The sequence below is a fragment of the Pseudomonas sp. HOU2 genome (genome assembly GCF_040729435.1).
In the GTDB taxonomy this organism is placed as follows: Bacteria; Pseudomonadota; Gammaproteobacteria; order Pseudomonadales; family Pseudomonadaceae; genus Aquipseudomonas.
Window position 1 is genome coordinate 4,005,683 of the sequence record NZ_CP160398.1, and the last position, 25,888, is coordinate 4,031,570.

The 25,888-nt window shown below is 61.7% G+C and carries 26 protein-coding genes; 1 reads left to right on the forward strand and 25 read right to left on the reverse strand.

Translation table 11 applies throughout. The annotated features are described in order from the left end of the window. Positions 1-20: 20 nt before the first annotated feature. The 25 genes from ureC to cbiE all read right to left on the reverse strand — a co-directional run bounded on the left by ureC (position 21) and on the right by cbiE (position 24,855). Positions 21-1,721, reverse strand: a complete 1,701-nt coding sequence (gene ureC, locus ABV589_RS18080) for an urease subunit alpha (RefSeq protein WP_367082859.1) — start codon at positions 1,719-1,721, stop codon at positions 21-23. A gap of 170 nt (positions 1,722-1,891) precedes the next feature. Further along, the gene (locus ABV589_RS18085) at positions 1,892-2,200 is read right to left on the reverse strand and encodes an urease subunit beta (RefSeq protein ID WP_007966984.1); all 309 of its coding nucleotides are present in this window, start codon (positions 2,198-2,200) and stop codon (positions 1,892-1,894) included. Beyond that, a complete protein-coding gene (locus tag ABV589_RS18090; RefSeq protein ID WP_367082861.1) occupies positions 2,197-2,733 on the reverse strand; it encodes a GNAT family N-acetyltransferase in 537 nt (178 codons plus the stop codon). The genes ABV589_RS18085 and ABV589_RS18090 overlap by 4 nt, the downstream gene beginning before the upstream one ends. A 6-nt stretch (positions 2,734-2,739) precedes the next feature. Then, positions 2,740-3,273, reverse strand: coding sequence for a GNAT family N-acetyltransferase (locus ABV589_RS18095; RefSeq protein ID WP_047600616.1), 534 nt, complete (start codon positions 3,271-3,273; stop codon positions 2,740-2,742). Between the two features lie 9 nt (positions 3,274-3,282). Beyond that, positions 3,283-3,585 carry an urease subunit gamma gene (gene ureA / locus ABV589_RS18100; protein ID WP_003221215.1) on the reverse strand — a complete coding sequence of 101 codons (303 nt, stop codon included), beginning with the start codon at positions 3,583-3,585 and terminating at the stop codon, positions 3,283-3,285. A gap of 140 nt (positions 3,586-3,725) precedes the next feature. Beyond that, complete coding sequence (locus ABV589_RS18105; RefSeq protein WP_367082863.1) at positions 3,726-4,565, reverse strand: urease accessory protein UreD; 840 nt, start codon at positions 4,563-4,565, stop codon at positions 3,726-3,728. A gap of 30 nt (positions 4,566-4,595) precedes the next feature. Then, complete coding sequence (gene urtE, locus ABV589_RS18110) at positions 4,596-5,294, reverse strand: urea ABC transporter ATP-binding subunit UrtE (protein ID WP_367082864.1); 699 nt, start codon at positions 5,292-5,294, stop codon at positions 4,596-4,598. A gap of 119 nt (positions 5,295-5,413) precedes the next feature. Next, positions 5,414-6,256: an urea ABC transporter ATP-binding protein UrtD gene (gene urtD / locus ABV589_RS18115; protein ID WP_367086214.1), complete on the reverse strand. Its 843-nt coding sequence runs from the start codon at positions 6,254-6,256 to the stop codon at positions 5,414-5,416. A 23-nt stretch (positions 6,257-6,279) separates the two neighbouring features. Then, positions 6,280-7,359, reverse strand: a complete 1,080-nt coding sequence (gene urtC / locus ABV589_RS18120) for an urea ABC transporter permease subunit UrtC (RefSeq protein WP_367082866.1) — start codon at positions 7,357-7,359, stop codon at positions 6,280-6,282. Beyond that, on the reverse strand, positions 7,359-8,861 hold the full coding sequence (gene urtB, locus ABV589_RS18125) for an urea ABC transporter permease subunit UrtB (RefSeq protein ID WP_367082867.1): 1,503 nt from the start codon (positions 8,859-8,861) through the stop codon (positions 7,359-7,361). The genes urtC and urtB overlap by 1 nt, the downstream gene beginning before the upstream one ends. 238 nt (positions 8,862-9,099) lie before the next feature. Continuing rightward, the gene (gene urtA / locus ABV589_RS18130; RefSeq protein ID WP_027613564.1) at positions 9,100-10,365 is read right to left on the reverse strand and encodes an urea ABC transporter substrate-binding protein; all 1,266 of its coding nucleotides are present in this window, start codon (positions 10,363-10,365) and stop codon (positions 9,100-9,102) included. 312 nt (positions 10,366-10,677) lie between these two features. Next, entirely contained in the window at positions 10,678-11,688 is a 1,011-nt protein-coding gene (locus ABV589_RS18135; protein ID WP_367082869.1) for an iron ABC transporter permease, read from the reverse strand. Further along, entirely contained in the window at positions 11,685-12,632 is a 948-nt protein-coding gene (locus ABV589_RS18140) for an ABC transporter substrate-binding protein (protein WP_367082871.1), read from the reverse strand. Before ABV589_RS18140 ends, ABV589_RS18135 begins: the two co-directional genes overlap by 4 nt. Next, complete coding sequence (locus ABV589_RS18145) at positions 12,629-13,417, reverse strand: ABC transporter ATP-binding protein (protein WP_367082872.1); 789 nt, start codon at positions 13,415-13,417, stop codon at positions 12,629-12,631. The genes ABV589_RS18140 and ABV589_RS18145 overlap by 4 nt, the downstream gene beginning before the upstream one ends. Positions 13,418-13,534: 117 nt before the next feature. Next, on the reverse strand, positions 13,535-15,658 hold the full coding sequence (locus tag ABV589_RS18150; RefSeq protein WP_367082873.1) for a TonB-dependent receptor: 2,124 nt from the start codon (positions 15,656-15,658) through the stop codon (positions 13,535-13,537). A 150-nt stretch (positions 15,659-15,808) separates the two neighbouring features. Further along, positions 15,809-17,188, reverse strand: coding sequence for a PepSY domain-containing protein (locus ABV589_RS18155; protein WP_367082874.1), 1,380 nt, complete (start codon positions 17,186-17,188; stop codon positions 15,809-15,811). A gap of 210 nt (positions 17,189-17,398) precedes the next feature. Then, on the reverse strand, positions 17,399-19,519 hold the full coding sequence (locus ABV589_RS18160) for a TonB-dependent copper receptor (RefSeq protein ID WP_367082875.1): 2,121 nt from the start codon (positions 19,517-19,519) through the stop codon (positions 17,399-17,401). 85 nt (positions 19,520-19,604) lie between these two features. Further along, positions 19,605-20,051 carry a DUF2946 domain-containing protein gene (locus ABV589_RS18165; protein ID WP_367082876.1) on the reverse strand — a complete coding sequence of 149 codons (447 nt, stop codon included), beginning with the start codon at positions 20,049-20,051 and terminating at the stop codon, positions 19,605-19,607. 21 nt (positions 20,052-20,072) lie between these two features. Further along, positions 20,073-20,552, reverse strand: coding sequence for a copper chaperone PCu(A)C (locus ABV589_RS18170; protein WP_367082877.1), 480 nt, complete (start codon positions 20,550-20,552; stop codon positions 20,073-20,075). A 48-nt stretch (positions 20,553-20,600) separates the two neighbouring features. Continuing rightward, entirely contained in the window at positions 20,601-20,999 is a 399-nt protein-coding gene (locus tag ABV589_RS18175; RefSeq protein ID WP_367082878.1) for a DUF2946 domain-containing protein, read from the reverse strand. Between the two features lie 112 nt (positions 21,000-21,111). Continuing rightward, positions 21,112-21,435, reverse strand: coding sequence for a transcriptional regulator (locus tag ABV589_RS18180; protein ID WP_367082879.1), 324 nt, complete (start codon positions 21,433-21,435; stop codon positions 21,112-21,114). Positions 21,436-21,439: 4 nt separating this feature from the next. Continuing rightward, entirely contained in the window at positions 21,440-21,775 is a 336-nt protein-coding gene (locus tag ABV589_RS18185; RefSeq protein ID WP_085648101.1) for a type II toxin-antitoxin system RelE/ParE family toxin, read from the reverse strand. Positions 21,776-21,831: 56 nt separating this feature from the next. Then, positions 21,832-22,557, reverse strand: coding sequence for a cobalt-precorrin-6A reductase (locus ABV589_RS18190; RefSeq protein ID WP_367082880.1), 726 nt, complete (start codon positions 22,555-22,557; stop codon positions 21,832-21,834). Beyond that, positions 22,554-23,651: a cobalt-precorrin-5B (C(1))-methyltransferase gene (locus ABV589_RS18195; protein ID WP_367082882.1), complete on the reverse strand. Its 1,098-nt coding sequence runs from the start codon at positions 23,649-23,651 to the stop codon at positions 22,554-22,556. Before ABV589_RS18195 ends, ABV589_RS18190 begins: the two co-directional genes overlap by 4 nt. Continuing rightward, positions 23,644-24,855, reverse strand: a complete 1,212-nt coding sequence (gene cbiE / locus ABV589_RS18200) for a precorrin-6y C5,15-methyltransferase (decarboxylating) subunit CbiE (protein ID WP_367082883.1) — start codon at positions 24,853-24,855, stop codon at positions 23,644-23,646. Before cbiE ends, ABV589_RS18195 begins: the two co-directional genes overlap by 8 nt. Positions 24,856-25,121: 266 nt before the next feature. Here cbiE and ABV589_RS18205 point away from each other — a divergent pair, with 266 nt between their 5' ends. After that, on the forward strand, positions 25,122-25,760 hold the full coding sequence (locus ABV589_RS18205; RefSeq protein WP_367082885.1) for a hypothetical protein: 639 nt from the start codon (positions 25,122-25,124) through the stop codon (positions 25,758-25,760). The last annotated feature ends 128 nt before the right edge of the window (positions 25,761-25,888 follow it).

A 25,888-nucleotide genomic window follows, 5' to 3' on the forward strand; every position in this document is an offset into this window, starting at 1 on the left:
CCGGGGCCTTTTACCGTGCGTCAGAACAGGAAGTAGCGCTGGGCCATCGGCAGAGTTTCGGCAGGTTCACACCACAGCAACACACCGTCGGCCTTGACCTGATAGGTCTGCGGGTCGACATCGATACTCGGCAGATAATCGTTGTGGATCAGGTCGGTTTTCTGCACGTCGCGGCAGCCTTTGACCACGCCGATTTTCTTCTTCAAACCCAGCGCTTCAGGCAACCCGGCCTCCTGCGCGGCCTGACTGATGAAGGTCAGGCTGGTGGCGTGCAGCGAGCCGCCGTAGCTGGCGAACATCGGGCGGTAGTGCACCGGTTGCGGGGTCGGAATCGACGCGTTGGCGTCGCCCATCAGACTGGCGGCGATGGCACCGCCCTTGAGGATCAGCGTCGGTTTGACGCCGAAGAACGCCGGACGCCAGAGCACCAGATCGGCCCACTTGCCAACCTCGATCGAACCCACTTCATGGCTGATGCCATGGGTGATTGCCGGGTTGATGGTGTACTTGGCGATGTAGCGCTTGGCGCGGAAATTGTCGTTGCCTTCACCGTCCTGCGGCAGCGGGCCGCGCTGCTTTTTCATCTTGTCGGCGGTCTGCCAGGTGCGCGTGATGACTTCGCCGACGCGGCCCATGGCCTGGCTGTCGGAGCTGATCATCGAAAACGCGCCGAGGTCATGGAGGATGTCTTCGGCGGCGATGGTTTCGCGGCGGATACGGCTTTCGGCGAACGCCACGTCTTCGGCGATGCTCGGGTCGAGGTGGTGGCAGACCATCAGCATGTCGAGGTGTTCGTCGATGGTGTTGCGGGTGAACGGCCGGGTCGGGTTGGTCGAGCTCGGCAGTACATTAGGGAAACCGCAGGCCTTGATGATGTCCGGCGCGTGGCCGCCGCCGGCACCTTCGGTGTGATAGGTGTGGATGGTGCGGCCCTTGAACGCGCCGAGGGTGGTTTCGACGAAACCCGATTCGTTGAGGGTGTCGGTATGGATCGCCACCTGTACATCGTACTGGTCGGCGACGCTGAGGCAGTTGTCGATGCTCGCCGGGGTGGTGCCCCAGTCTTCGTGCAGCTTGAGGCCGATAGCGCCGGCCTTGACCTGTTCGATCAACGGCTCCGGCAGGCTGGCGTTGCCCTTGCCGGTGAGGCCGATGTTCATCGGGAACGCGTCGGCGGCCTGGAGCATCCGCGCCAGATGCCACGGGCCGGAGGTGCAGGTGGTGGCGTTGGTGCCGGTGGCCGGACCGGTGCCGCCGCCGATCATGGTGGTGACGCCGCTCATCAGCGCTTCTTCGATCTGCTGCGGACAGATGAAATGGATGTGGGTGTCGATGCCGCCGGCGGTGAGGATCATGCCTTCACCAGCGATCACTTCGGTGCTGGCGCCGATGGCGATGGTGACGTTGGGCTGCACGTCCGGGTTACCGGCCTTGCCGATCGCGGCGATGCGCCCGTCCTTGAGGCCGACGTCGGCTTTGACGATACCCCAGTGGTCGATGATCAACGCGTTGGTGATCAAGGTGTCGACCACTTCGGCGGCGAGCAACTGGCTCTGGCCCTGGCCGTCGCGGATGACTTTGCCGCCGCCGAACTTCACTTCTTCGCCGTAGGTGGTGAAGTCCTTTTCGACTTCGATCCACAACTCGGTGTCCGCCAGGCGCAACTTGTCGCCGACGGTGGGGCCGAACATGTCGGCGTAGGCTTGCCGGGAAATCTTCATTTCAATTCCTTGCAAAAATTTATTGTGGCGAGGGAGCTTGCTCCCGCTGGGCTGCGCAGCAGCCCCAAAACCTGCCAATGATTTCTTACAGACACACCGCGTTCCCCGGGTTGGCGAGTGCTACGCACTCGAGCGGGAGCAAGCTCCCTCGCCACAGGGTTGTGTGCATGTCAGTCGAGATCACCCATCACCCGCCCGGCAAAGCCGAACACCCGCCGATGCCCGGCGTACTCCACCAGCTCGACCTCGCGGCTCTGCCCCGGCTCGAAGCGCACGGCAGTGCCGGCGGGGATGTTCAGGCGCATGCCACGGCTGGCCGCGCGATCAAAGGTCAGCGCATCGTTGGTTTCGAAAAAGTGATAGTGCGAACCGACCTGGATCGGCCGGTCGCCACTGTTGGCGACTTTCAGGCTGAGGGTGCGGCGGCCGACATTCAGTTCGATGTCGCCGGGCTGAATCTGGTACTGGCCGGGAATCATGGCCGGGCTCCTTGCAGAATCTTGTAGTAGAGGGCTGTCGGTCGATACGTGCCATGCGGGTCGCAGGCGTAGTCGGGAATTTCGCCGGCGCGGGTGTAACCCAGGGCCTTGTAGAAATCTTCGGCGGGCGAACCGGCCTCGGTGTCGAGGTAGAGCATGCCGCGTTTGTGCTTGGCAGCTTCAAGTTCCAGCGCATTCATCAATTGCTGGCCGAGGCCGCGTCGGCGCGCCTGTTCGCGCACCAGCAGTTTTTGCACCTCGGCACGATTGAGGCCGTTGGCCTTCTGGCACAGACCCAACTGCACGCTGGCCTGCACCTCTTCATCCTTGACCACCACCCAGAGCAACACGTTGCCCTTGTTCACTTGTTGCTGCACTTCATCGAAATAGGCGCGGGCTTGCGCGGCATCGAGGTCGGCCATGAAACCGACGCTGGCGCCATAACCCACGGCGTCGAGCAGCAGATCAATCAGGCCCTGACGATAGTGCGCAAAACTTTCCGCATTGACGCGTCGCAGTTGGGCGGGGTTCATCGCGTGTCACTCCTTGTTGGCGACCGGCGGCTGGGCGCCAGGATTGAGGGTCAGTTGCATGAAGGTCAGATCGAGCCAGCGACCGAACTTGGTGCCGACTTGCGGCATCTGCCCGGTGATGCTGAAACCGGCGCGTTCATGCAGACGAATGGAAGCGGCGTTGCCACTTTCGATGGCGGCGACCATCACGTGCTTGTCGCAGGCTTTGGCCCGCTCGATCAGCACGCTCATCAATTGCGGGCCAAGGCCATTGCCGCGCTGGTCGCTACGGACGTAGACCGAGTGCTCGACGGTATGGCGGAAGCCGTCGAACGGCCGCCAGTCGCCAAAGGAAGCGTAGCCGAGCACCACGTTGTCGGCGTCGACGATCACCAGAATCGGGTAGGCCTGGGCCTGACGGGCGCTGAACCACGCCTGGCGGTTACCGAGATCGACTGCCGATTCGTTCCAGATCGCCGTGGTGTTGAGCACCGCGTCGTTGTAGATGTCGCGGATTGCCGGCAGATCGGCGTGCAGGGCATCGCGAATGGTGTAGGTCATGGCGCGGCCTCAGACGATCGGTTGGTGGACGGTGACCAGTTTGGTGCCGTCGGGGAACGTGGCTTCAACCTGGATCTCCGGGATCATTTCCGGGATGCCTTCCATCACCTGTTCACGGCTCAGCAGGGTGGTGCCGTAGTGCATCAGTTCGGCCACGGTCTGGCCGTCACGGGCACCTTCGAGCAGGGCGGCGGAGATGTAGGCCATGGCTTCCGGGTAGTTGAGCTTCACGCCACGGGCCAGTCGGCGCTCGGCGACGAGGCCGGCGGTGAAGATCAGCAGCTTGTCTTTTTCGCGTGGGGTCAGGTCCATTTGTCTTTCAGGTCTCGGCAGAAGAAAGTTAAGTCGTACACCCTGTAGGAGCTGCCGCAGGCTGCGATCTTTTGATGTTGATTTTTTACAGCAAGATCAAAAGATCGCAGCCTGCGGCAGCTCCTACAGGGGAATGCATTTCAGGTGTTCCAGATTCGGGGTGGCTGGGCTTCGCGGCCGAGCAGGGCCGGGCGCAGCAGGCGCCACAGGTCGATCAGCCAGGCGCGGGCCAGCAGTGCCTCGCTCGCCAGGCAGCGGGCGACCAAAAGCCCCGGCAATTGGGTCAGATCACCGCGCACCTCATGGCCCAGCGAACGACACCGCTCCAGCAGCTCGGCATCAATCTCGCCGGTGACCAGCAGCGTGGCGAACACCGGTTTGCCATCCAGCCCGATCGGCGAATCGAGCAAACCATCATTGCCGCTGATGCGCTGGCGCTCGTGCCAGAGCAATCGCCCGTCGCGGCGGATATCCAGATGCGCCTGAAAGTGTCCGAGGTCGAAGCGTTCGCCACTGGCCGGTCGGCCCAGCGCCACCACGTCCCAGTAGAACAGCCGCGCATCGCCCTCAAGTTCGATCGAGGTGCTGAGTTCAGCCTGAGCGGCGCTGTAGACGATAGTTTCCTGCGGCAGCCATTCCAGCGTCGCGCCGGCCGCGACTTTCAAATCAAGTTGCTGATAGGCCGGCCCCGCTGCGCGATACCACTTGGCCGCGCCGGGGCTGGTGATCTGCGCCCAGGCGTCCTGTTCGACGCGCGCGCTGATGTTCAACCGGTCACCGCCGGCGATCCCGCCCGGCGGGTGGACGATGATGTGCTGGCAGACCTCGGGGCCTTCGGCATACAGGTGCTTTTGCACGCGTAGCGGGCCGAGATGCCGGCGCTGAACCGGCCGCGTGCAGTCGCCGAAGCGGGCGTAGGCCAGCTCCAGCTCGGCGTGCCAGCTCGGGGTAAACAGGGCAGTGGGAAGCGGTAAGTTCATGGTTTGTAATTATCGTTAGGAAGCTACAGATTAAATTGTTACCAGACCTCGTACACCCTCGGCCTCCATATTTTCACCGCGACCCTGTTGCACGATCTCGCCCCGGGACATCACCAGGTATTGATCGGCCAGCTCCGCAGCGAAATCGTAGAACTGCTCCACCAGCAAAATCGCCATGTCGCCGCGCGCCGCGAGGGTCTTGATCACCGCGCCGATCTCCTTGATCACCGAGGGCTGGATGCCTTCGGTGGGTTCGTCGAGGATCAGCAAACGCGGACGACTGGCCAATGCGCGCCCGATTGCGAGCTGCTGTTGCTGACCGCCGGACAGGTCGCCGCCGCGGCGCTGCTTCATTTGTAGCAGCACCGGGAACAATTCGTAGATGAAACCTGGGACTTCTTTCGCTTCGCTGCCGGGAAACCGCGACAAACCCATCAGCAGATTCTCTTCCACCGTGAGCCGGCCGAAGATTTCCCGGCCCTGCGGCACATAGGCGATCCCGGCGTGTACGCGCTGGTGCGGCTTGAACGTGGTGATCGGTTTGCCCTCCCAGTTCACCGCCCCTTCCCTGGCCGGCAGCAGGCCCATCAGGCACTTGAGCAGGGTGGTCTTGCCCACGCCGTTGCGCCCGAGCAGGCAGGTGACTTCGCCGACGTTTACGTCAAAGCTCAGGCCGCGCAGGATGTGGCTTCCGCCGTAATACTGATGCAATTTGTCGACTTGCAGCATTCTCAAAATCTCCTCAAATCCCTGTGTAGGAGCTGCCGCAGGCTGCGATCTTTTGATCTTGATCTTAAAAACAAGATCAAAAGATCGCAGCCTGCGGCAGCTCCTACAGGGGACAATCTTCAGCGGCCGAGGTAGACCTCGATCACCCGCTCGTTTTCCTGCACCTGCTCCAGCGATCCTTCGGCCAGCACGCTGCCCTGATGCAGCACCGTCACGTGGTCGGCAATCGAGCCGACGAAGCCCATGTCGTGCTCCACCACCATCAGCGAATGTTTGCCGGCCAGCGACTTGAACAGCTCGGCGGTGAATTCGGTTTCGGCATCGGTCATGCCCGCCACCGGTTCGTCGAGCAGCAACAATTGCGGGTCCTGCATCAGCAGCATGCCGATCTCCAGAAACTGCTTCTGCCCATGGGACAACAGGCCCGCCGGGCGATTGACCGACGTCGTCAGGCGAATGGTCTCCAGCACTTCGCTGATGCGATCACGCTGCTCACCGCTCAGGCGTGCGCGCAAACTCGCCCACACCGATTTGTCGGTTTTCTGCGCCAGTTCCAGGTTCTCGAACACGCTCAGGGCTTCGAACACCGTCGGCTTCTGGAACTTGCGACCGATGCCGGCCTGGGCAATCTGCACTTCGCTCATCTGCGTCAGGTCGAGGGTTTCGCCGAACCAGGCCTTGCCGTGGCTGGGGCGGGTCTTGCCGGTGATCACGTCCATCAGCGTGGTTTTGCCCGCGCCGTTGGGGCCGATGATGCAGCGCAGTTCGCCGACGCCGATGTACAGGTTCAGATTGTTCAGGGCGCGGAAGCCGTCGAAGCTGACGCTGATGTCTTCCAGAGTCAGGATCGTGCCGTGGCGGATGTCGAGGCCCGGGCCGGCGCGTTGGCCGAGGCCGATCGAGTCGCGGCTGGTGCCTTCGTCCTTGTTCGGTTCCACGGGGAAAAACGCCGGTTCGAGCATGAATTCAGCACTCGCAGTGACTCTCATTGTTCACCTCGTTTCTTCAGCAGGCCGATCACGCCTTTGGGCAGATACAACGTCACGACGATGAACAACGCGCCGAGAAAGAACAGCCAGTATTCGGGGAAGGCCACGGTGAACCAGCTCTTCATGCCGTTGACCACGCCGGCACCGAGCAACGGCCCGATCAGCGTGCCGCGACCGCCGAGGGCGACCCAAACTGCCGCTTCGATCGAGTTGGTCGGCGACATTTCGCTGGGGTTGATGATCCCCACCTGCGGCACGTACAACGCCCCGGCCAGACCGCACAGCACCGCGCTCAAGACCCAGACGAACAGCTTGAAGCCGCGCGGGTCGTAGCCGCAGAACATCAGGCGGTTTTCCGCATCGCGCAGCGCCGTCAGCACCCGGCCGAACTTGCTCTGCGCCAGACGCCAGCCGATGAACAGGCTCGCCACCAGCAGCAACACCGTAGCCAGAAACAGCACCGCGCGGGTGCCCGGCTCAGTGATGCCGAAACCGAGAATCGTGCGGAAATTGGTGAAGCCGTTGTTGCCGCCAAACCCGGTCTCGTTACGGAAAAACAGGAGCATGCCGGCGAAGGTCAGGGCCTGGGTCATGATCGAGAAATACACACCCTTGATCCGCGAGCGGAAGGCGAAGAAACCGAACACCAGCGCCAGCAGACCGGGAGCCAGCACCACCAGACACATCGACCAGATAAAGCTGCCGGTGCCGCTCCAGTACCACGGCAATTCCGTCCACGACAAAAAAGTCATGAACGCCGGCAAGCCATCCCCGGCGGCCTGACGCATCAAGTACATGCCCATCGCATAGCCGCCGAGAGCGAAGAACAGACCGTGACCCAGCGACAGCAGCCCGGCGTAACCCCAGACCAGATCCAGCGCCAGGGCGACGATGGCGTAGCAGAGGATTTTGCCGACCAGCGTCAGGGTGTAGGCCGAGACGTGCAGCGCGCTGTCCGGTGCCAACAGCGAGAGCAGCGGCAAGGCAATCAGCAGCGCGAGGATCACCGCGCCGATGGCGAGGGTGAGTTTCGGGCCGGCCTTTTGCGTGGCCGTGACAAGTAGAGGCTGGTTCATCAGTCGATCACCCGTCCTTTCAGTGCGAAGAGGCCTTGCGGACGTTTCTGGATGAACAGAATGATCAGCGCGAGGATCAGGATCTTGCCGAGTACCGCACCGATCTGCGGTTCGAGAATCTTGTTGGCGATGCCCAGGCCGAACGCGGCGAGCACGCTGCCGGCCAGTTGGCCGACGCCGCCGAGCACCACCACCAGGAACGAATCGATGATGTAGCTCTGACCCAGATCCGGGCCGACGTTGCCGATCTGACTCAGGGCCACGCCCCCAAGGCCGGCGATGCCCGAGCCGAGGCCGAAGGCGAGCATGTCGACGCGCCCGGTGGGCACGCCGCAGCAGGCGGCCATGTTGCGGTTCTGCGTGACTGCTCGGACGTTGAGGCCGAGGCGGGTCTTGTTCAGCAGCAGCCAGGTCAGCACCACCACGAACAAGGCGAAGGCGATGATCACGATGCGGTTGTACGGCAGCACCAGATTCGGCAGCACCTGAATCCCGCCGGACAGCCACGCCGGGTTCGCCACTTCGACGTTCTGCGCACCGAACAGCAGGCGCACCAACTGGATCAGCATCAGGCTGATGCCCCAGGTGGCGAGCAGGGTTTCCAGCGGTCGGCCGTAGAGATGACGAATCACCGTGCGTTCCAGCGCCATGCCGATCGCCGCCGTGACAAAGAACGCCACCGGCAGCGCGATCAGCGGATAGAACTCGATGGCTTGCGGTGCGTAACGCTGGAACATCAGCTGCACCACGTAGGTCGAGTAGGCACCGAGCATCAGCATCTCGCCGTGGGCCATGTTGATCACCCCGAGCAGGCCGAAAGTGATCGCCAGACCGAGGGCCGCGAGCAGCAGAATCGAACCGAGGGACATGCCGCTGAAGGCTTGACCGAGCACTTCGCCGATCAGCAGTTTGCGTTTGACTTGAGCGAGACTGGTTTCGGCGGCGGTGCGCACGCCGGCATCGCTTTCGACGCCGGGCTCGAGCAGTCCTTCCAGGCGGGTGCGGGCCAGCGGATCGCCGGTTTCGCCGAGCAGGCGCACGGCGGCCAGACGCACCGCTGGGTCGCTGTCCACCAGTTGCAGGTTGGCCAGCGCCAGGCTCAGGGCGGCGTGGACGTTCTCGTCTTTTTCGCCAGCCAGTTGCTGGTCGAGGAATTTCAGCTGCGCGGGTTTCGCGCTTTTCTGCAATTGCTGCGCAGCAGTCAGACGGGTTTTGGCGTCGGCGGCGAGCAATTGGTGGCTGGCCAGAGCGGTGTCGATCAGACCCCGCAGGCGGTTGTTCAGGCGCAGGGTTTTGGGTTGGCCGTCGACGGTCAGTTCGCCTTGCTGCAGGGCGTTGATCAGTTCGATGCGGGCAGGCTCGGGCTGCGCGGCCCAGGCTTCCAGCAGTCTGGCTTGCTGCACCGGGTTGGCGGCGACGAAGTCTTCGGCGTCGCCGGCAAAGGCAGTCATCGGCAACAGCAGTGCGATGGCGAGGATGAAGCGGTAAAGGGTAGTCGGCATAAAGAGTCGCCTTGCGCGGACTAATGGTGGGCACAGTCTTTGTGGCGAGGGGATTCATCCCCGATGGGTTGCGAAGCAGCCCCAAATCCAGCGGTCGCGGTGTATCAGATTGATCGCGTCGGCTGATTTCGCGACTGCTTCGCAGCCGGTCGGGGATGAATCCCCTCACCACAAAATATTGTTCCCACAGAGGGATTGTGTTGGGCCGAAAATGCTCATCAGCCCGACACCCAATGGCTCAGTTGCTCTTCACCGCATAATCCGGCTTCTTGTCGTTGCCATCGATAAACGGACTCCACGGCTGCGCGCGGATCGGGCCTTCGGTCTGCCACACGACGTTGAACTGACCGTCGTTCTGGATCTCGCCGATCATCACCGGTTTGTGCAGGTGGTGGTTGGTCTTGTCCATGGTCAGGGTGTAACCGGACGGCGCGGCGAAGGTCTGGCCGGCCAGCGCTTCGCGGACCTTGTCGACGTCGGTGGACTTGGCTTTTTCCGCTGCTTGCGCCCACATGTGGATGCCGACGTAAGTGGCTTCCATCGGGTCGTTGGTCACCGCTTTGTCGGCGCCCGGCAGATTGTGTTTCTTCGCGTAGGCCTTCCAGTCAGCGACGAACTTTTTGTTCACCGGGTTCTCCACGGACTCGAAGTAGTTCCACGCCGCAAGGTTGCCCACCAGCGGTTTGGTGTCGATGCCGCGCAGCTCTTCTTCACCCACCGAGAACGCCACCACCGGTACGTCGGTAGCCTTCAGGCCCTGATTGGCCAGCTCTTTGTAGAACGGCACGTTGGAGTCGCCGTTGACCGTGGAGATGACCGCAGTCTTGCCGCCGGCGGAGAATTTCTTGATGTTGGCGACGATGGTTTGATAGTCGCTATGACCGAACGGGGTGTAGACCTCTTCGATGTCCTTGTCGGCCACGCCTTTGGAGTGCAGGAACGAGCGCAGGATCTTGTTGGTGGTGCGCGGGTAGACGTAGTCGGTGCCGAGCAGGAAGAAGCGCTTGGCGCTGCCGCCTTCTTCGCTCATCAGGTATTCAACGGCGGGGATCGCTTGCTGGTTCGGCGCGGCGCCGGTGTAGAACACGTTCGGCGACATCTCTTCGCCTTCGTACTGCACCGGGTAGAACAGCAGGCCGTTGAGTTCTTCGAACACCGGCAGCACCGATTTACGTGACACCGAGGTCCAGCAACCGAACACCACCGCGACCTTGTCCTGGGTCAGCAACTGCCGGCCCTTTTCGGCAAACAGCGGCCAGTTCGACGCCGGGTCGACCACCACCGGTTCGAGCATTTTGCCGTTGACCCCGCCCTTGGCGTTGATCTCGTCGATGGTCATCAGCGCCATGTCTTTGAGCGACGTTTCGGAGATCGCCATGGTCCCGGACAACGAATGCAGAATCCCGACCTTGATGGTCTCGGCAGCCTGGACAGTCCAGGTCATGCCCATCGCGGCAATGGATGCCGTGAGAGTGAAAGCCTTGATCAAACTGCGACGCTTCATTGTGCGATCTCCACGAACGTTAAAGTTTTTTATGGTTGGCAGATGCGGATGACTGAAGGGTGTTTTGCAAGGGCTGTGCCCGGTCGGGATCGGGCAGGGAAATGTCGGTTTAGAGCGGTTGTGCGTTGGCGGGGTGCACCATGAAGGCACGCGCAGGGAGCGCTGGTGCAGGCAACCGCGCCAGATTGGGGCGCCCACAATTCCTGTAGGAGCTGCCGAAGGCTGCGATCTTTTGACTTTGTTTTTTAATGATCAAAAGCAAGATCAAGAGATCGCAGCCTTCGGCAGCTCCTACAGGGGGATTGTGTTGTGTCAGCGGCGGCGCATCAGGCCTATGAAAAAGAGGCCGCCGATGGCTGCGGTGGCGACGCCGATGGGCAGGTCTTCCGGGGCGATCATCGTGCGTGCGGCGACATCGACCCACACCAGGAACAGGCTGCCGAGCAGGACGCAGGCTGGCAGCAATCGCCGGTGTTCGGCGCCGACCAGACGCCGGGCGATGTGCGGCACCATCAGCCCGACGAAACCGATTGAGCCACTGATCGACACCAGCACTCCTGTCATCAACGAGGCGATTACAAACACCCGCAGGCGCACCGCGCGGGCATTCAGGCCGAGGGTGACGGCGGTCTGTTCGCCGGCCATCAAGGCGTTCAGCGGACGGGCCATGCCCAACAGCAAAACCAGGCCAAGCAGCACGCTCAGCGCGGGTATCGTCAGCAGCTCCCAGCGCGCCAGGCCGAGGCCACCGAGCATCCAGAACATCACCGCCGAACTGGCGCGATGGTCGCCCATGAACAGCAGCAGGTTGGCGATCGCCATCATCACGAACGACACCGCCACGCCACACAGCAGCAAGCGATCGCTGTCGAGCCGGCCCTGACGGTTGGCAATCCCCAGCACCAGAAACATGCTCAGCAGCGCACCGATGAACGCGGCAATCGGCATGGTCAGCAGGCCGACGATCTCACCGATGTGCAGCACCACGATCACCGCGCCCAACGTCGCGCCGGAGGTGACGCCAAGCAGGTGCGGATCGGCCAGTGGATTGCGCGTCACCGCTTGCAACACTGCGCCGATCAACGCCAGACCGGCGCCGACCAGTGCACCGAGCAACATGCGCGGCACGCGAATCAGCCAGACGATGTGTTCCTGGCCAGCGCTCCAATCCGGTACGCCGAGGCCGAACAACTTGTGCAGCAGAATCCGCCACATGACGTCCACCGGCACCCGCGCCGGACCAAAGCCCAGCGACACCACGCACGACACCAGCAACACGGCACCGAGGGCAATCAGCAGCAGGGTGTAGCGACGGTCGATCATTCGCCGTGAAACCCCTTGGCCAGGGTTTCCACCGCCAGCACGTTATCGATCCCCGGCGTGGCCTGCACGTAAGGGATGACGATGAAGCGCTGGTTCTTGATCGCATCGACCGCTTGCAGCGCCGTGTTCTTCAGCAGAAATTCGATCTTCTGCTCGGCAGTGATTTCGCTGTAGTCGACGATCACGATCACCTGCGGATTGCGTTCGACCACGGTCTCCCAGTTGACCCTCGTCCAGCTCGCGTCGATGTCGTCGAGAATGTTGCGCCCGCCTGCGGCATCAATCAGCGCCTGCGGCATGCCAAGACGCCCGGAGGTCATGGCGCGGTCTTCACCGCTGTCGTAGAGAAACACGCGCGGCTTGTCGGCGGGCAGGTCTTTGCGGATCTCGGCAACCTGGTTCTGCATGTCGGCGATCAGTGCGTTGGCGCGATCCTGCACGTCGAAAATTTTCCCGAGGTTGCGCAGGTCGTTATAGGTGTCGTCCAGCGTCGCCGCCGGGCGCTTCATCACGAAGGCGCAGGATTCGGTCAGCTCATACACGTTGATGCCCAGCGGTTGCAGGGTCTGCGGCGTGAGGTCGCCACCGACGCGCATGCCGTAATCCCAGCCGGCGAAAAAGAAATCGACGTTAGCGTTGAGCAGGGTTTCCACCGACGGATATTTCGCAGCCAGCTCCGGCAAACCGTCGAGCAACGACTGCATCTCGGGCGTCACCGACTTCCAGCCGCTGACGCCGCTGTAACCGGCCATGCGCGATTTGAGGCCGAGGGCGAGCATCATCTGGGTCATGTTGATGTCGTGGCTGACCGCGTGTTTCGGCGCTTCGTTGAAGGTCACTTCGCGGTTGCAGCTATGGATGGTCAACGGGTATTTCGTGGCTTCGGCGAAGGCCTGGGCACTGCACAACAGAAGAGCGACACAAAGCAGGGAACGCACAGTCATGGTCGGGTTATCCAGGTGATTCGCGGGTAGCCGTGGAGGGGGTGGGAGTCGATCAGCGCCTCGACGCCGAACACGTCGCGCAACAGCTCGGTGGTCAGTACATCTTGCGGCGTGCCGCTGGCGACGATGCGCCCGTGGTTGATCACGTACAGTCGGTCACAGAATGCGGCGGCCAGGTTCAGGTCGTGGATGCTGGCGAGGGTGCCGATCTGCAGGCGTTTGACCAGTTGCAGCAGTTCGAGCTGATAACGCGGGTCAAGGTGGTTGGTCGGCTCGTCGAGGATCAGCAGTTGCGGTTGCTGGGCCAGGGCGCGGGCGAGGATCACCCGCTGTTTTTCACCGCCGGAGAGGGTGGCGAACGCATGGTCTTCGAAGCCGTCGAGTCCGACTGATCTGAGCGCTTGCGTCGCCAGATTGCGATCTTCCAGCGTGTCGCCATCGAACAGGCCTTTGTGCGGCGTGCGGCCCATGGCGACGACCTCTTCGACGGTCAGGCCAAAGGCATCGGGGAATTCCTGCAGGACCACGGCGATGCGTTGTGCACACCAGCGCGAGGACTGTTTCCACACCTTGTGGTGATCGAGTCTGACCTCACCGCTTTCCGGTTGACTGAAGCGATAGGCGCACCGCAGCAGGCTGGTCTTGCCGCTGCCGTTCGGGCCGATCAGCCCGACAAACTCACCGGCGGCCACCTGCAACGAGGCGTCACGCAGTTGGAACTGGTGATGGCAGTGGCCGTGGCCCAGAGGTGTCCAGGCGAGATTGGCGAGGTTTAGCGAGGTCATCAAATGCTCATGATGCTTGCCCCTGTAGGAGCTGCCGAAGGCTGCGATCTTTTGCTGTTGCTTTTAAAGATCAAGATCAAAAGATCGCAGCCTGCGGCAGCTCCTACAGGGGTTGGGTTAGAAAGTGTAATCAGCGGTGACGAAGAACGATCTCGGCTCGCCGAGAATCCATTGCTGGCCCTCATTGTATTGGCTTTGCGCGTACCGGCGGTCAAACAGATTGTTCACCTGCAGACCGAGCGTGGTGTTGCGCAGGGCCTGCCACGACAGCGTCGCATCGACCACGGTGTAACTCGGAAGCTCATTACGATTAGCCATGTCGGCATAGCGCGCGTCGACATAACGCACGCCGGCGCCGGCCTTCAGGTCATCGCTGAGGTTTTTGTTCAGCCACAGGTTGGCGGTGCGCCGTGGTACATCCACCGGACGATTGCCGTTGTACGACAGGGTTTGCCCTTTGACCACCTCGGAGAAGTCATCGTACTTGGCCTTCACAATCGCCGCGTTGGCCTGCAGTTGCCAGGCGTGCGGCAGTTGCAGATCGAGGCTGGCTTCCAGACCATTGGACGATTGCTGGCCGACTTGCTGCTTGAGCGTCGGGTTGCCCGGATCGTCGGTCAGCAGCTTCTTCTTGACGATGCGATAGGCCGCCAGGGTGAACTCGCCGCGTTGATCCCAGAACAACTGTTTCATTCCGACTTCGGTCTGGCGAGCGGTCGACAGGTCATATTGCTGTTGGCTCGGGCTCAGGGAAATCAGGCCGCCGATGCCATCGGTACTGGTCGCGACTTGGCCGTAAAACGAGGTCTGCGGCGTCAGGGCAAACAGCAGTCCGGCCTTCCAGTTGTTGCCGGTCAGGGTCTTGTCGCTCTGGCTGTCGTCGATCAGATTGTTGCGATCCACATGCACGTAATCACGACGCACGCCGGTCACCAGCGACCAGCGCTCGCTCAGTTGCGTGCGGTTTTCGGCGAACACTGACATCTGTTTGGTGGTGCTGTCGAACTGGTCGCGGTACGGGTTGGCGCTTTCGAAATAGGCCGGTTGCGGGTGATACAGATCCAAGGGCTGACCGTTGGGCAGCACGTCGTTGAACGGCGAGTTGCTGTTGAGCTGGAAGCGGATGCGGTTGTAATCGACGCCGGTCACGGTCTGGCTGTCGAGGCCGAACAGCGAGTGCTTAAAGGTGAAGGTCTGGCGGTCGCCGACCTGTTCCTGCTGGTGGCCGATGCCGAAGTAGCCGCTGCGGCTGATCTGTTGCGTGGCGGTGTCGAAATTGTAGTTTTCGGCGTTCTGCCAGCGGCGCTGGGCCTTGAGGTAGTACAGCTCGTTGCTGGCACTGACCGCGTCGTTGATCCGCCAATCCGTGGTCAGGCGCGTCCACTGATCGTTGTAGTGCTGCTGGTCGTCGCGCACGTTGTAGTTCTTGTTGCGCAGGCTGTCCTGCAATCGGCCATTGATCAGCGGCGTGCCGAAGTAGTTCTGCGGGCGCTGATCGCCGTAATCGTGGGCGAGGGTGAATGCCAGGTCGTCGGTGGCCTGCCAGCGCAGGGCGGCACTGATGAAGTCGCTTGATGAATCACCGCGATCGACCCAGCCATTGCTGCGCAGACGATTGAGATTGAGCCGATAGCTCAGGGTGTCGCTCAGTGAGCCGCCGCTGTCGAACGCCTGCTGCTGGCTGTCGTAGGAACCGTAGCCGAGGCGCAAGTGGTTTTCGATGTCGCCTTCGAACGGCTTCTTCGGGATCACGTTGACCACCGCGCCGGTCGCGCCTTCGCCGTACAGCACCGAGGCCGGGCCGCGCAGCACATCGACGCGATCCACCGACCAGGTGTCGACCGGAAAGGTCACGGTGCCCATGCCGGTGTACAGGCGGTTGCCGTCATACAACTGCATCACCGAACTCTGCCCGGTAAAACCGCGTGCCTGCAACGAGGTGCCGCCATCGCCCGGGGTGCCGGTGCGGCTGATGCCGGTGCTGCGCGACACCGCGTCCTGCACGCTGCGATCACCACGGGCGCGTATTTGTTCGCCGCTGAGGCTTTCGACGCTGGCCGGGGTTTCCATGGCCGTCAGGTTCAGGCGCGAGCCGGCGGTGGTCGGCGTGCTCAGGCTGACACTTTCTTCGTCAACCGCAGGCGCGGAGATGGTGCCGGCGGGCAGCGTCAGCGGTTGGCCGTCGGCGTTGGCGTTGTTCAGAGCAAGCAGGCAGAGGCTGGACAAGAGGTACTTGTTCATTGGGGCGGTGAATCACTTCTTCAAAAGAAAGCCCGCAACGTGTGGTTGCGGGCAGAACGGCCAATTTGCGTTATACAGTAACACTAAAAAATGCCGGAGTTTAAGCCCCGGCAGTTTAAAGATCTGTCTAAAACGCGCATCTCGCCTGCTTCATGATGAAGTTGAGGCAGATTCAGCTTGGCGGCCCAGACGCGACAACAGCAGGCGATCCAGCAGCCAGACCAGCACCAGCGAAGCCCCCACCAGCGGAAAAATCAGCGCCAGCACCAGCATGATCGCCACGCCGGTTTTCCATTTCGGCAGGTCATGACGCAGCGGCGGTACGCCGAATTTGCCTTGCGGGCGGCGCTTCCACCAGATCACCACGCCGCTGACGGCACTGAGGATAATCATCAGGCAGATCAGCAGCACAACGATCTGGTTGAACGTGCCGAACATCTTGCCTTCGTGCAGCATCACACCGATTTCCGTGGCCCGTGCCACCGCGCCATACTGCTCAAAACGCACATCGGCGAGGACCTTGCCGGTGTACTGATCGACATGCAGGGTCGCGTCGTTGCGCGGGTCGTCGGCGAACACGGCGATGGTGAACACACCGGTCGCGGTGGTCGGCAGGGTGATGCTGTAGCCGGGCTCGACCTTGCGCTCGACGGCGATGTTCTGCACATCCTGCAGGCTGATGGCAGGCGCGGCGGGACCGTGCTGCATGCCGCCGTGAGCCATGTGTTCGGCGTGGTCGCCGGACATCGGCATCGGCGTGTTTTCCATCGCCCATGGCACGGTCTGGCGCGCGGCGTTGTTGAGGCTGCCGGCCTCGACGTTGGAGGTCGGCACGTTGTTCCACATCGCGGCCGGGAACACGTTCCACACCTGGGCGTACTGCTTGCCCCAGAAGCCGGTCCAGGTCATGCCGCTGAGCAGCATCACCAGCAGCAATGCCGCGCCCCAGAACCCGGTAACCGCGTGCAGGTCCCGCCACAACACGCGACCGCGACTGTTCAGCCGTGGCCACAGAATTCCGGCGGCCTGACCCCGCGGCCACCACAGGAACACCCCCGACACCACCAGCACCACGCCCCAACCCGCGGCGAGTTCGATCAAGCGGTCACCGAGCGTGCCGATCATCAATTCGCCGTGGATGGCGCGGGCGATGGCTTGCAGATTCTGCTTGGCATCCTGCTCGCCAAGGATGTCGCCGTGGTACGGATCGATGAACACATTGAGTTCATGGCCCTCATTCTTGACGACAAACTGAGCGCTGCGTTCGGCGTTGGCCGGTGGCAGGTACTGGGTGATCTGGCCCTGTGGGTAAGCGCTTTTCACCCGTTGCAGCAGGTCATCGGCCGGCACCGTGTGATGCCCGGCCGGAACCTTGAGCAGGCTGCTGTACATCAGTGAGTCGAGTTGCGGTTTGAACAGGTAGATGATGCCGGTCAGGGCCAGCATTACCATGAACGGCGCGACGAATAATCCGGCATAGAAATGCCAGCGCCAGGCCAGGTTGTAGAAATTCGGTTTGGGCTTTTGCATCACGTTTGCTCCGCTTGGCTTGGATCTTTTAGTGTTTTGCCTGACATGCACACCTGTGGCGAGGGAGCTTGCTCCCGCTGGACTGCGAAGCAGGCCCATACTCTTTCAGCTAAAGAGAAGGGCCGCTGCGCGCCCCGGCGGGACGGTGCGACGACTCGACAAGCTCCCTCGCCACAAGGGCAGTGTTCACACCGGGAAAATCGCGGTGTTCTAGAAACTCATATCGACCTTGGTCCAGAGCGTGCGCCCCGGTTCATTGATCGCTTGCGGGTCGTTGGCCGGGTAGCCGAAACCGGCGTTGCCCGCCAGGTTCAGGTGCTCGGCGTAAGCCTTGCCGAACAGATTGTCGACGCCGGTACTGACCTTCCAGTTTTTGTTGATCCGGTAGGCGCCGTTGAGCGAGAACACGCCAAAGCCGCCGCTCTTGGCGTAGTCCTTGCCGACCACGTTGCCTTTGTTCTGGTCGATGCGGTTTTGCGCCGCGACCACGCGCCACAACGCCCCGGCGCTCCAGTTGTCTTCGCTGTAGGTCAGGCCGAAGCGGGCATCCAGCGGCGGCATTTGCGGCAGGGCCTTGCCGTCGCTGCTGTTCTTGCCCCAGGCATAGGCCAGGGTCGCATCGGCTTTCCAGTTATCGGTGAGTTTGTAGGCGGCGCCGAGTTCGCCACCCATGATCCGTGCGTCGATGTTTTCCGCGCGCGAAGTGCTCATGCCCATCATCGTCGGCGTGTAGTCGAACAGGATGTAGTCGCGCACCACGCCGATGTAGCCCGAGGCCCAGGCTTCGAGTTCGGTGGTCTTGTAGTTCACGCCGAAGTCGAACTGGGTGGTCTTCTCCGGTTTGATCGAGTCGAACGCATTAAGCGAACCGGCCGGGCCGGACTTCGGTGAAAACAGCTCCCAATAATCCGGGAAGCGCTGCGCGTGACCGAGGCCGGCGTATAGCGTGACCGGGCTGTCAGCGAGGTCATGCTCGTAACGCACGAAGCCGCTTGGCAAGGTGTCGGCGCGGGTCTCGTCGGCGGTCGGATTTGGCCGGCTCATCATTCCCGAACCAATGCTCTGCCGGTAATCCTTGGCCGAAGCACGGTCGAGCCGGGCGCCGGTGATCAGGCGATCACGGTCGGCGGCGTACCAGGTCATCTCGCTGAACACGCCGTAGTTATGGAAATCGGCGTCCTTGGTGTAGGGCTGATCCTTGTAGGTGTCGATGCCCATGCCGCTGCGCTGGCGGTGTTCGTTGGTCTGCGCGTCGAGGCCGGTAATCAATTGGATGTCGGCCCAGCGCCAGGTGGCCTTGATCCGCGCGCCGAGGGTGCGGCGGTCGACGTTGGAGGCCATGGGCCCGGCCATCATCCCGGTGCCGGACGGTGTGCGCAGGGTGTAGTTGTCCATCACGTGGTCGGCGTAGTTGTAGTAGACCTGCGCTTCGAGTTTCTCCAGCACGTCGGTGATGTTGGATTTTTCGAAGCGTAGCCCGAGGCTTTCGCGCAGGAACTGCGAACCGTCCATGCCGCGTCCGGCGTAGCGCGCTTCGCCATCGCCCTTGCCGGCGGTGAGTTCGATCAGGGTATCGGCGTCCGGGGTCCAGCCGAGCGCGATGTCACCGTTCCACTTGTCGTAGCGCGAGGCAACGATGTCGTTGTTGCCGTCGCGATAGTCGTCGGAGTGCGCGGTATTGCCGATCACCCGCACGTAGCCCAATGGCCCGCCGGCAGCAGCATCGATGACCTTGTCGAAGCGGCCGTTGGAGCCGGCCAGCACGCTGGCATTCACCCGGGTGCCGAGTTCGCCGAAGCTTTCCGGTTCACGGTCGAAGAGAATCGTGCCGGCGGATGCGCCTGGCCCCCAAAGTACGGTTTGCGGGCCTTTGATCACCGTGAGTTTGTCGTAGGTTTCCGGCGAGATGTACGAGGTCGGCGCGTCCATCCGCCCCGGGCAGGCGCCGAGCAGCATGCTGCCGTTGGTGAGAATGTTCAGTCGCGAACCGAACATGCCGCGCAGCACCGGATCACCGTTGGTGCCGCCATTGCGCACCAGGGCGAAGCCGGGAATGGTCTTCAGGTAATCGCCGCCGTCACTGGCTGGCACCGGTTGGCGCGGGTCCTTTGGGTTAGTGACGATGGTCAGCGGTGAGCTGGGGGCGATGGCAGTGATCACCGTCGGGCTGAGTTCATCAACGTGACCGGCGTGGTCATCGGCCAGCACCAACGGCGACAGCAGGACGCCGCAAAGGACGGCAGTAGCGTGCGAGAAACGAATGCGCGATGCGCTCAGCGCGAAAGACGCCTGGGCAGAACCCGAGCGTGGAACAGCAGAAAACCTGGACATGACAATTTCCATCAAACAGTCGTAAACGACACGGCCGGCAGCCTGAAGCTGTCTTCTCAACCGTGTGCAATCAAAGGTGCGGTGTTTACGCGTTGACGGGCGGGGCGCGGGTGCGGGCGCCGGGGAAGAAGGTCTGCCGGGCATGGCCCAGACGCGGGGAGCGCGGGGTGAAGGTGTTGACGTGGGCGATGCTGAACGTGGCGAACGTGCCGCCACCGGTCAGCGCCGGGCAGTTGAACAGCAGGCTGCAATAACCGCACTTCTCCCACAGGGCGTGGTGCGAGGATTGCGGCGGGCAGTGTTCGGCAGCCGATGGTGCACCGTGCGCGGCATGATCCATGCCCGGCATGTCCATCGCCATGTCCATGCTCATCGGCATGGAAGTCGAGACGTGCTGATCCATCGGCATCGACTGAGAAATCAGCGGGCCGATGAAGATCATCAACATGGCGAACAGGGCGATCCAGCTACCGCGGGTCAGAGTCTGGCTCTGGCGATGCAGGCGGGACGCCCCGGCGCGTTGCGGGCGCACGGGCGTGGTCAGCCGGGTCGGTTACTGGGCGTGATCGTGTGCCTGGGTGTCTTGCGGTGGTTTCTTCTGCACGGCGACTTCGACGGTGACGTCACCGCTCTTCTCGAAGTGCAGGGTCAGCGGGAAGCGTTTGCCGTCGCTGAGCAGGCTGCGGTCTTTCGGGTGGAGCAGCATCACGTGATAGGCCATCGGCGCGAACGTCACCTTGCCGCCGGCCGGAATCACCACGTTGGGTACCTCCTGCATTTTCATCAGATCGCCCTGCATCACATGCTCATGCAGTTGCGCTTGGTCGGTGATCGGCGAATCGACGCTGAGCAGGCGGTCGTCGGTCTTGCCGGGATTGCTGATCACGAAATAAGCAGCGACGGTCGGCGCGTTGGGCGGCAGCTCCTGCGACCACGGGTGAGCGATTTCCAGCTCGCCGGCCTTGTATTCGTGGGCATGGGCGAAGCACGCCGGCAGCAACAGCGCAGCGATGACGAAGAGTTTGTTCAACATGGCAGTTCTCCAGAACGATTTGATACGCAGGTCAATTGCGAGAACAAATCAAACCAGAGGCGAGGCGCGGGGATTGAGGCTCGGCCATTGCTGGCGCGGTGTCGGTGTTTGCAACGAGGGCGGCGCCACGCTGCGATTGCTTTCGTAGCGAGCGAAATACAGCTGCGGCGTATGGCCCGGCAGCGCCACCAGCGGCGCTGAACCCGAACAACACCAGCAATGCTGCATGTTGGAATGGCTGTCGTTGGACGGGGCTTTCTGCTCCGGGGTGCCGATGTTGATCGCCACCATCTTCGTCCCGCTGCCGGTGCAGAAACTGCTCCACAGCAACTGTTCGGCCGGTGAATTGGCCGCCTGCGCCATCGCCCCGGTCATCGGCATGGCGAGCATGTTGAACAGCACTGCAAAGCAGGCGATCCAGGCAATGGCTAGCCGGTGTCGGTTCATGGGACAGATCCGTTGGGTGGGCGATCAGGCGCGGCTATTTAGCCTGATCAGGGCCGATAAGTAAAAAGGCGTCGTGCGGTTTGGTGTCGCAGCAATCTCATCAACCAATCGCTCAGCTCACTGGTACCGCGTGAACCTCCATGTCTACTCCCAGCGTAGTTCGGATTACCGAAAAAATTTTTGCCAGATTGTCCATGCTCGGGTTGCCTTTGGCGGACAACATTCGATGCAGGCTTTTGCTGGGCTTTTCAGTTTCCCTTGCAAGTTCTTCGAATCCGACAGTTGCATTGACGAGGTCGCGCAAAATTATCCTCGCAACTTCTGGCTCGCCATTCAGAAAAAGCGTTGCGGCTTCGTCCAGTAATGCCTGGGCAAATTCGGGATCACGTTTTGCACGCTCTGAAATTGAAATTTTGTAGCTTCGAGTGAGCGCCATCAAATTACCTCTGGTTCTGTTCAGCTTTTTTTCGAATTCGAAATTCGGCTATCAGTGCTTTCACCTGTTTGATGTCCTGTCTCTGTGTGGATTTATCTCCTCCACCGAACAAGATGATCAGTCGTTTTCCCTCTTGTATCAGATAAATTCTATAGCCAGGACCCCAGTTTATTTTGTATTCGCCGAGACCATCGAACCACTTGATGTTGGAGGTGTTGCCCGCTTCCAACCGTGCCAAGGCTTTCGAAACCCTCGCTGCGGCCGGCACGCTCAAAGTGGAGATCCAACGGCCAAACGGGCTTGAATCGTTTTCTTGTAGATACTCTTCGAGTGTGATCACAGTCGGCCCTGAAGGTAACAAATAGGTTACTTGTCATGCAAGCCGTGGATCTTGCCTCAGGAGGTGATCGTCTCCAATTCAACAAGTGTTTCTTGAAGCGTCCAAAACTCCCGATCAACCCCCGGCAGCATCGGCCGCTTCAACACCATCACCGGCACCCCCAACTCCCGCGCCACTTCCAGCTTCGGCTCGGTCGCGCTGCTGCCGCTGTTCTTGCTGATCAGCACATCGATCTGTCGACGCTCGAACAGCGCGCGTTCGTCGTCGAGCAAAAATGGCCCTCGAGCGCCGATCACTTCGCAGCGTTCGTTGCCGGGGTAGACGTCGAGGGCGCGCAGGGTCCAGAACTGGTTGGCAGGGATCTCGTCGAGGTGTTGCAGCGGTTCGCGGCCGAGGGTGAACAGCGGGCGGCGGAACGGTTTGAGGGCTGCGGTCAGTTCGGCCCAGTCGCTGACTTCACGCCAGTCGTCGCCCGGCTGCGGCTGCCATGCCGGGCGGCGCAAGGCCCAGCAGGGGATGCCGGCGAGTTGCGCGGCGCGGGCGGCGTTGTGGCTGATTTGCGCGGCGTAGGGGTGGGTCGCATCGAACAGCAGGTCGATGCCTTCAGCGCGAATGAATTGCGCCAGCCCTTCGGCCCCGCCGTAGCCGCCGACCTGCACCTGACAGTTCAGGTCGGTAGGCACTCGGCCCACGCCCGCCAGGCTGTAAATGTGTTGCGGCCCCAAGGTACGGGCGATGGCCAACGCCTCGGTAACGCCGCCAAGCAACAGAATGCGCTTCATGCAAAACCTCCGGCATGGCCGACAATCCCGCCCTGGCGATCAATCGCAAACACCTCGACCTGCACCTGCGCCGGCACCACGCTGCGGGCGAAATTCAGCGCATGGCGGCAGACTTCATCGCCGAGGGCGACGCCCGCCGCGCTGGCCATCGCCAAGGCCTGCTGACTGGTATTCGCTTCACGAATGCTTTGCTGCAACGCCTGATCGGCGCCAATCGCTGCTGCCCATTCAGCCAGTTGCGGCAGGTCGATACTGGAATGCCGTGAGTGCAGATCCATGTGCCCGGCCGCCAGTTTGCTGATCTTGCCGAAGCCGCCACACAGGCTGAGTTTATCCACAGGCACTTTGCGCAGGTGCTTGAGCACCGCGCCGACAAAATCGCCCATTTCGATCAAGGCGATTTCCGGCAGGTCGTAGACCCGGCGCATGGTGTCTTCGCTGGCATTGCCGGTGCACGCGGCAATGTGCAGATAACCGTTGGTTTTCGCCACGTCGATACCTTGGTGAATCGAGGCGATGTAGGCCGCGCAGGAAAACGGCCGGACGATGCCGCTGGTGCCGAGGATCGACAGCCCGCCGAGAATGCCCAGACGCGGATTCATGGTTTTAAGCGCCAGCGCCTCGCCGCCCTCGACGTTGACCGTCACCTCGAAACCGCCGGCATATCCGCTTTCGGCGGCGAGCAGGTTGAGGTGGTCGCTGATCATCTTTCGCGGCACCGGATTGATCGCCGGCTCACCGACGCCGAGCACCAGCCCCGGGCGGGTGACAGTGCCGACGCCTGCGCCTGCGATGAAGCGAATCCCCGGTTCGGCCTGCAAGCGCACGCGGGAATAGAGCAGCGCACCGTGGGTCACGTCCGGGTCGTCGCCGGCGTCCTTGATCGTCCCGGCTTCGGCACCATCCTCGGTCAAGCGGCAGAATTCCAGACGCATCTGCACCTGCTTACCCTTGGGCAGGACGATCTGCACGGCGTCCGCCGACGTGCCGCCCAGCAGCAGTCGCGCGGCGGCGAGGCTGGTGGCAGTGGCGCAGCTGCCAGTGGTCAGACCGCTGCGCAGCGGGGCGGGTTGTTCGGCGGTTTCGTCACGCATCGAGGGGTTTGACCAGATCCAGCAGGGTGATCGGCAGCGCCTGTCGCCAGGTGTCGAACTCGCCCAGTGGTTGCGCCTGAGCGACATGGATGCGCGTCAGTTCGCCGCCGTGGCGTTCGCGCCAGTGCATCAGCGTGACTTCGCTTTGCAGGGTCACGGCGTTGGCGACCATGCGGCCTCCGGGTTTGAGTTGTTCCCAGCAGGTTTCGAACACGCCTTCGCGAGTCACGCCGCCGCCGATGAAGATCGCGTCCGGGCGCTCGAGGTCGGCGAGGGCTTGTGGCGCGCGACCCCGCACCAGTTGCAGGCCGGGTACGCCCAATGCGTCGCGGTTGTGTTCGATCAACGCCTGTCGGCCCTCATCCGCCTCGATGGCGATGGCCCGACAGCTGGGGTGTGTGCGCATCCATTCGATGCCGATCGAGCCGCAACCGCCGCCGACATCCCACAGCAATTCGCCGGGGATCGGTGCGAGGCGGGCGAGGGTGATGGCGCGGACATCGCGTTTGGTCAGTTGACCGTCGTGCTGGAATGCCGAGTCGGGCAGCCCGGCAAGACGCGACAGGCGTGGTGCCTGCGCATCGCCCAGGCATTCGATGGCGATCACATTCAGATCGGCAATCGTTGGATCGCTCCAGTCATCGGCTGTACCGTCGATGCGCCGCTCGGCATCGCCCCCCAAGTGCTCCAGAACGCTCAGGCGACTGCCGCCAAAACCGCGCTCACGCAGCAGCGCCGCGACTGCCGCCGGACTTTGCCGGTCATTGCTCAACAGCAACAGGCGCACCCCGCTGAACAGCTGCGCATTGAGTGCCGCCAAAGGTCGCGCGACCAGCGACAATGTCACTACATCCTGCAACGGCCAGCCGAGGCGGGCGGCTGCCAGCGAACAGGAGGATGGCGCGGGCAGGATCAGCATCTCGGCACTCGGCACCTGCCGCGCGAGGCTGGCACCGACGCCGTAGAACATCGGATCACCACTGGCCAGCACGCACACGGCTTCGCCGCGTTGCTGCAAAACCGGCGCGAGGGAAAACGGGCTTGGCCACAAAGTGCGTTCGCCGCGAATGCACACCGGCAGCAAGTCCAGTTGCCGCTGACCGCCGATGATCCGCGAGGCGCCCATCAGGGCGCGCCGGGCATTTTTGCCCAGGCCCTTGAAGCCTTCTTCACCGATTCCCACTACCGTCAGCCAGGGTGTCATGCCGTTCCTCACATCGCTCGTGCCCGCTCAAGCGGCGCATGATAGCGCGGCTTCTGTTGTCTGGCGCTGACGCCTTGTCGCAGACGCTGGCAACGGTTGAAATGTTATGTGTTTCAAAACGGGTTGGCGAATTGAGCTCCTTTGTTATTTTGTTTTTATCAAGTTTGAAAAGTTATAGCTGAAAAAACTTGTAAGCCGTGCGTAAGTGTTCGGTAACTAATTGACGGACGCCTTGTTGGCGTCCACCTGCAATAAGGTTGGAAAACATGGATGACATAAAACATAACGCGACTTTAGTCGGCGACATATTGCTGGCCGGAACTCAGGGACAGTCTCGCGAGGATTACCAATTCGCCTTGAACTGTATTTATCTGGCACAACGCCAGGCAGATATCACTTACAAAAGTGAGACGCAACCGGGACGCTGGATCGATTACTTCGCCGATCTCCTGTGGTCACATGGCTGGAATCGCGATCATCGGCCGATAGAGCATGTGCAGCCGCAGTTCAATGGCAATGTGCGCAGGCTCTGGGAGGAAGTTGCATCGCCATTGCTCAGTCGTGATCAAGTGGACGGGGTTGACCGTGGACTGGTTGCGCTGGAAAGGGACATGGAACTTTTGAAAAAAGTCAAAGGCATCAGTGGCAAGCTATTTGATTTCAAGATCATGCCGGTCAGCTATAACGCCAACGGCGATATGGAGTTGCTCGTTACCAATATCCGCTTTATTAAATCGAGTATGAATACTGTGTATTTTTTCTGGGATGTTTCGCAAGTCATGACTCAACTAGATGTAATGGTGCGTAAGGTGGTGATCAGCCGCCGTGTCATGGATGCCCGCCGCCTCAGTGTGCAGAAAGCCCTGGAGGGGGTTAAATTCGATTTTGAAGACTACGAACTTTGAACTCCGTGCGATGAAGCACTTTTACGTTGAAAAAGTGCCATCAGCGTAGTTTCCGACCGGCAGGCATTTTCATGCGCTCGGGCAAAGCAGGCATAATGGCGACCTTTCGCCCACCACAGCGCTGCCAG